The sequence below is a fragment of the Oerskovia merdavium genome (assembly GCF_014836755.1).
Classification (GTDB): Bacteria; Actinomycetota; Actinomycetes; order Actinomycetales; family Cellulomonadaceae; genus Oerskovia; species Oerskovia merdavium.
The window spans coordinates 23,492-29,580 of record NZ_JACSQF010000027.1; the positions used below are offsets into that span (position 1 = coordinate 23,492).

At 73.5% G+C, this 6,089-nt stretch carries 6 protein-coding genes; 5 read left to right on the forward strand and 1 reads right to left on the reverse strand.

The features are described 5' to 3' along the window. Window positions 1-50: 50 nt before the first annotated feature. From H9641_RS18615 to H9641_RS18620, 3 genes are all read left to right on the forward strand, one after another. A complete protein-coding gene (locus tag H9641_RS18615) occupies window positions 51-812 on the forward strand; it encodes a DeoR/GlpR family DNA-binding transcription regulator (RefSeq protein WP_191805899.1) in 762 nt (253 codons plus the stop codon). Window positions 813-895: 83 nt separating this feature from the next. Next, a complete protein-coding gene (locus H9641_RS20840; protein WP_318244689.1) occupies window positions 896-1,066 on the forward strand; it encodes a hypothetical protein in 171 nt (56 codons plus the stop codon). A gap of 23 nt (window positions 1,067-1,089) precedes the next feature. Continuing rightward, entirely contained in the window at window positions 1,090-2,172 is a 1,083-nt protein-coding gene (locus tag H9641_RS18620) for an MFS transporter (protein ID WP_318244692.1), read from the forward strand. A gap of 103 nt (window positions 2,173-2,275) precedes the next feature. Here the strand turns inward: H9641_RS18620 and H9641_RS18625 are convergent, their stop codons facing one another. Continuing rightward, the gene (locus H9641_RS18625) at window positions 2,276-2,905 is read right to left on the reverse strand and encodes a sugar O-acetyltransferase (protein ID WP_191805900.1); all 630 of its coding nucleotides are present in this window, start codon (window positions 2,903-2,905) and stop codon (window positions 2,276-2,278) included. Window positions 2,906-2,978: 73 nt separating this feature from the next. Between H9641_RS18625 and H9641_RS18630 the strand changes: the two genes are divergently transcribed. Then, window positions 2,979-3,551, forward strand: coding sequence for a TetR/AcrR family transcriptional regulator (locus H9641_RS18630; RefSeq protein ID WP_191805901.1), 573 nt, complete (start codon window positions 2,979-2,981; stop codon window positions 3,549-3,551). A 174-nt stretch (window positions 3,552-3,725) separates the two neighbouring features. Next, window positions 3,726-6,020 carry an exo-beta-d-1,3/1,6-glucosidase gene (locus H9641_RS18635; protein WP_191805902.1) on the forward strand — a complete coding sequence of 765 codons (2,295 nt, stop codon included), beginning with the start codon at window positions 3,726-3,728 and terminating at the stop codon, window positions 6,018-6,020. Window positions 6,021-6,089 lie beyond the last annotated feature (69 nt).

Sequence of the window (6,089 nt, forward strand, 5' to 3'; positions counted from 1 at the left end):
AACGAACAGCCGTCATTTAGATTCGTAACTTCGCTGTGTACGTTTGAGCGATGGACAGCGCCACCACCAGACAGCAGCGGATCGTCCAACGGCTCCGTGAGACCGAGCGCGTGGACGTCGCCGACCTGGCCCTCGAGCTCGACACCTCCGAGGTCACGGTCCGCCGCGACCTCGACACCCTCGCGGCCGCCGGAGCGCTGCGGCGCGTGCACGGAGGCGCCGTCAGCCTGCTCCTGCGCGGCGAGGAGCTGCCGTTCGCGCTGCGCGAGATCGAGTCGACCTCGGCCAAGGAACAGATCGCACGGACGGTCGCCGACCTGCTCAGCGACGGCGAGGCCGTGATCGTCGACAGCGGGACCACGGGACTCGCGATCGCCCGCGCGCTCGTCGGGCGCCGCCTGACGGTCGTGCCCCTGTCGATCCCCGCGGCTCACGTCCTCTCCGCGAGCGCCTCGACCACCCTCAAGGTCCCCGGGGGCACGTCCCGGTTCGGGGAGGGGTCGCTCGTCGGTCCCCTGACCGAGGCCTCGCTGCGCTCGCTGCGCGTCGACACCGCGATCATCAGCTGTTGCGGCCTGTCCGTCGTCGACGGGGTCACCGCGTACGACGACGTCGAGGCGGCGACCAAGCGTGCCGCGATGGCCAGCGCCCGCCGCACGATCCTCGTCGGGGAGGCCGCGAAGTTCTCCCGCACGGCGCTCGCGGTCGTGTGCCCCCTGACCGACTTCGACGTCCTCGTGACCGATCCCGAGGCCCCTGCCGACGCGGTCGCCGGGCTCCGCCAGGCGGGGGTCGACGTCCTCGGTACCTGACGCCGACACCCTCCGCGCGAGGCGTCGCCACGCACCGCCCCCGACACCTCGCCCGACCCACGACCCCGAGAGAGCACCCACTCATGACCGACCCCACCGTGGCACCACCACGCCCCCGCACGGCCCGAGCCGGCGCGGCCCCCCGCGACCTCCGACGGGCCCGCGTCGCCGTCGCGACCCTGTTCTTCACGAACGGCGCGATCTTCGCCAACCTCTTCCCCGAGTACCCGCGATCAAGGCCGAGCTCGGGCTGAGCAACGCGCAGTACGGGCTCGCGATCGCGGCCTTCCCCACGGGGGCGCTCGTCGCGGGTCTCGCGGCAGGGGTCCTGATCCGGCGGCTGCGCTCGTCGCGGGTCGCGGTGGCCGGCACCGTCCTGACCGGTACGGGCGTCCTGGCCGCGGGCCTGTCCTCGACCTGGACCATGCTCGCGGTCGGGCTCCTGCTCGCAGGGGCCATGGACGCGATCACCGACGTCGCCCAGAACGCCCACGGCCTGCGGGTCCAGCGTCGCTACGGCCGGTCGATCCTCAACTCGTTCCACGCGGTGTGGAGCATCGGCGCGGTCACGGGTGGGCTCATGGGGGCCGGGGCCGTCGCGATCGGCATGTCGCGCGGGCTGCACCTGGGCCTCTCGGCCCTCGTCTTCGCGATCGTCGCCCTCTCGTGCTATCGCTTCCTGCTGCCCGGCCCCGAGGACGGCGACCGCACCGCGGCAGGTGCGGGCGAGGGCGCTACCGCCCACGGCGCCGCGGGGGCGGTCGAGCCCGAGCACCCCTCGCGCGTCCCGGGCCTGCTGGTGCGGGTCGGCACGCTCGCGGCCCTGGTCCTCATCGCCGCGGCAGGATCGGTCGTGGAGGACTCGGGCAGCACCTGGGCGGCCGTCTACCTCTCGCAGTCGCTGGGCGCCCCGCTCTCGCTCGCCGCGTTCGGCTTCGTCGCACTGACCGGCGCCCAGTTCGTCGGCCGCCTGGTCGGAGACCGCGTGGTCGACCGGTTCGGGCAGCGTGCCGTGGCCCGCTCGGGTGGCGCCCTGGTCGCGCTCGGCATGGGGCTGGCCCTGGCCTTCCCGACCGTGCCCGGCACGATCGCCGGGTTCGCCGCGGCGGGCCTCGGCATCGCGACACTGGTCCCCGCCGCCATGCACGGGGCCGACGAGCTGCCCGGGCTGCGCCCGGGGACAGGGCTGGCGGTCGTGAGCTGGCTCATGCGGATCGGCTTCCTGCTCTCGCCGCCGCTCGTCGGTCTCGTCGCCGACCACGCCTCGCTCCGGGCAGGGCTCCTGGTGGTCCCGGTGGCGGGGCTGGTCGTGGTGCTCGCCTCCCAGGTCCTCGACACGCGCCGCGTCGGCCGGGCCTGACCCGCCGCGGCCAGGCCGCGACCGCGCCGCGGACGGGCTGCCGGGGCGCGGTGGACGCGAGGGGCCCGACGCCGTCGGGCCCCTCGCGCTCGAGCGCGATCCCTCAGGCGCCGTCGACCGGCAGCCCCGCGGCGACCGCGGCGCGGTCCTTCTCGTCGACCGGACGGAGCACCCGGCACGGCGAGCCGACCGCGACCACGCGCGGCGGGACGTCACGCGTCACGACGCTGCCCGCCCCGACGACGGAGCCCGCACCGATCGTGACCCCGGGCAGGACGACGACGTTCGAGCCGATCCAGACGTCGTCCTCGATGCGCACGGGCAGCGAGAACTGGGTCCCGTCGCGGCGCGCCTCGGGGTCGACCGGGTGGCCGGCGGTGCTCACGGTGACGTTGGGGGCGAACATGACGCGGTCGCCGATGTGGATGTCGGCGTCGTCGACGAGCACCAGGTTGAAGTTGACGTAGACGTGGTTCCCCACGTGGACGTGCGAGCCGTAGGACACGCTGAGCGGCGGCTCGACCCAGACCCCCTCGCCCAGGGTCCCGAACAGCTCGCGCAGGATCCGCCCGCGCTCCTCGACCTGGCTCGGGCGCGTGTGGTTGAAGTCGTACGCGAGCTCCTTGCCGGCGACCCGCTCGGCCTCGAGCTGCTCGAGGCCCTCGCCGTAGTCCACGTAGGGCTCGCCCGTGTTCATCCGCGCCCGGACGGTGCGGTACTGCTCGGTCGTCATCGTCTTCTCCTGGTCGTTCGGTGGTCGTCCGACGCTACCGGTCGGCAGCGCTCGTCCCGCATAGGATCGTCGGGTGGCGAGGGATGGTGTGTACGCAAAGGGACGGCTCAAGCGCGAGGAGATCCTCGACGTCGCGCTCGAGGTATTCGCCGACGAGGGCTACCGCGGCACGAGCCTGCGGACCATCGCGGCGCGGTGCGGCCTGACCGTCGCGGGGGTCATGCACTACTTCGACTCGCGCGAGGACCTGCTGGCCCAGGTGATCGTCCGCCGCGACCAGACGGGCCGGCCCATCTACCACGACGCGCCGCGCACGCTCACGGAGAACGTCCGCGGCAACGCCGAGCGCCCGGGGCTCGTCGAGCTCTTCGTGTCCCTGACGGCCGCGGCGCGCGACCGCGAGCACCCGGCCCACGAGGTCCTGGCCCACCGCTATGCGGGGCTGCGGGCGACGCTGAGCGCCGACGTCGTCGAGCGGCAGGAGGCCGGCGAGCTCCCGTCCCACCTGGATCCGGACGCGATCGCGCGCCTGATCATCGCGACGGCCGACGGCGCGCAGCTGCAGTGGATGGTCGACGACGAGGCCAGCCTCGACGGGCCCCTGAGCACGCTGCTGTACGACGTGCTGGGGCTTCCGCGCCCCTGACCCCGGGCGGGCCGCAGGCCGGCGCGCACGACTCACCCTCGCTGCCCTCCCCGGTCCTCATGACAATTACCTAGCAGTGTATGGTTTTCTCGAAGCGTCCGACGAACCGTCTCCTCGGATCGATTCGACAGCTCCGTCCACGTCACCGTCGCCGTCTCCGAAGGGACACCGCACATGTCCGACCGTCTGCCCTACCAGGACCCCTCGCGGCCCGTTCCCGAGCGCGTCGCCGACCTCGTCGGGCGCATGACGCTCCCCGAGAAGGTCGGGCAGATGATGCAGCTCAACGCTGCCGACGGCGTCGAGCGGCTCGTGAACGAGGTGCACGTCGGATCGATCCTGCACACCTCCCCCGAGAACGCCCTCCTCGCGCACGAGCTCACCGCAAGCACCCGCCTGCAGATCCCGCTGCTCATCGCCGAGGACTGCATCCACGGGCACTCGTTCTGGCACGGCGCGACGATCTACCCGACCCAGCTCGGCATGGCCGCGACCTGGAGCCCCGAGCTCCTCGAGCGCGTCGCCCGGGCCACCGCGGTCGAGGTCGCGGCCACGGGCATCCACTGGACCTTCTCCCCCGTGCTGTGCATCACGCGCGACCTGCGCTGGGGCCGTGTGAGCGAGACGTTCGGCGAGGACCCGTTCCTCATCGGCGAGCTCGCGTCCGCGATGGTCCGCGGCTACCAGGGCGACGGGCTCGACGACCCGACCGCGATCCTCGCGACCGCCAAGCACTTCGCCGGCTACTCCGAGACCCAGGGTGGACGCGACGCGAGCGAGGCCGACATCTCCCGCCGCAAGCTCCGCTCGTGGTTCCTCCCGCCGTTCGAGCGGGTCGCCCGAGAGGGCTGCCGGTCCTTCATGCTGGGCTACCAGTCGATGGACGGCGTGCCGATCACGGTCAACGAGTGGCTGCTGAGCGACGTCCTGCGCGGCGAGTGGGGCTACACCGGAACCCTCGTCACGGACTGGGACAACGTGGGCCGCATGGTCTGGGAGCAGCACATCCAGCCCGACCACACGCACGCGGCCGCGGCCGCGGTGCGGGCCGGGAACGACATGGTCATGACCACGCCCCAGTTCTTCGAGGGCGCCCAGGAGGCCGTCCGCCAGGGACTGCTCGACGAGGCCCAGCTCGACGCCGCGGTCGCCCGCATCCTCACCCTCAAGCTCGAGCTCGGCCTGTTCGAGAACCCCCGGCGCCCCGACCCGGAGCGCCAGGCGCTGGTCGTCGGGTCCGCCGAGCACGCCGACCTCAACCTCGAGGTCGCCCGCCGCTCGCTCGTGCTGCTCACGAACGACGGGACGCTCCCCCTCGACGGCGGTCTCGTCGCGGGCCCGGACGGTCGTGCGCTCGCCGCGGGTGCCGGCGCCCAGACCCGGCGGATCGCGGTCGTCGGACCCAACGCCGACGACCCGCACACCCAGCAGGGCGACTGGGCCGGGGCGTCCGGCCAGGTCGACTGGCTGCCCGACGGCCACCCGCGCGAGATGACCCAGACCGTCCTCGACGGCTTCCGGGAGCACGTCCCCGCAGGCTGGGAGGTCACGCACGCACGCGGCGCCGACATCCTCACCCTCGTCCCCGACCCCGAGGGCGAGCTCTTCCCCGACGGGCAACCGCGCCCCCAGGTGGTCCAGCCCGCCGAGACCGACGCGGCGACGATCGCGGAGGCCGTCGCGGCGGCACGCGACGCGGACTACGTCGTCGCGGTGGTCGGGGACCGCATCGAGCTGGTCGGCGAGGGCCGCTCGACCGCGACGCTCGACCTCGTGGGCGCCCAGGTCGCCCTGCTCGACGCGCTCGCGGAGACCGGCACGCCGCTCGTCGTCGTGGTCGTGGCCTCCAAGCCGCTCGTCCTGCCGCCCTCGGCGCGCGACGCCGCGGCGATCGTGTGGGCCGCGAACCCCGGCATGCGCGGTGGGCGCGCGGTCGCCGAGCTCGTCCTGGGCCTGATCGAGCCGTCGGGGCGCCTGCCGCTCTCGTTCGCCGAGCACGTGGGACAGCTCCCGGTCTTCTACAACCAGCTCCCCGGCCAGCACGGCACCCGCTACGCCGACCTCACGCAGCGTCCGCCCTTCGCGTTCGGCGAGGGCCTGAGCTACACCACGGTCGAGTACGCGGACCTCACGGTCCTCGACACCGTGGTCGGACCCGACGACACCGTCCGGGCACAGGTCACGGTGAGCAACACGGGCTCGCGGCCCGCGCGCGAGACCGTGCAGGTCTACGTCCGTGACACGGTCACGTCGGTCACGTGGGCCGAGAAGGAGCTCAAGGCCTACCGGCAGGTCGAGGTGGCACCGGGCGAGTCCCGCGTGGTCGACCTCGCGGTCGCCGTGGCGGACTGCACGCTCGTCGACGCCCAGGGGCGTCGCGTCGTGGAGCCCGGTGCGTTCGAGCTGCTCGTCGGCCCGTCCTCGCGCGACGAGGTCCTGCTCGTGGGCGAGTTCACGGTCAAGGGCTGAGCCGGGCGCCCGCCGTTCGTCCGGCGGAAGCGCACCGCACAGCGGTGCCGCCATGCGCCCCACGCGCGT

Coding starts and splice junctions, on each gene's coding strand:
- H9641_RS18615 (WP_191805899.1), top strand. CDS start 51: ATGGACAGCGCCACCACCAGACAGCAGCGGATCGTCCAACGGCTCCGT.
- H9641_RS20840 (WP_318244689.1), top strand. CDS start 896: ATGACCGACCCCACCGTGGCACCACCACGCCCCCGCACGGCCCGAGCC.
- H9641_RS18625 (WP_191805900.1), bottom strand. CDS start 2,905: ATGACGACCGAGCAGTACCGCACCGTCCGGGCGCGGATGAACACGGGC.
- H9641_RS18635 (WP_191805902.1), top strand. CDS start 3,726: ATGTCCGACCGTCTGCCCTACCAGGACCCCTCGCGGCCCGTTCCCGAG.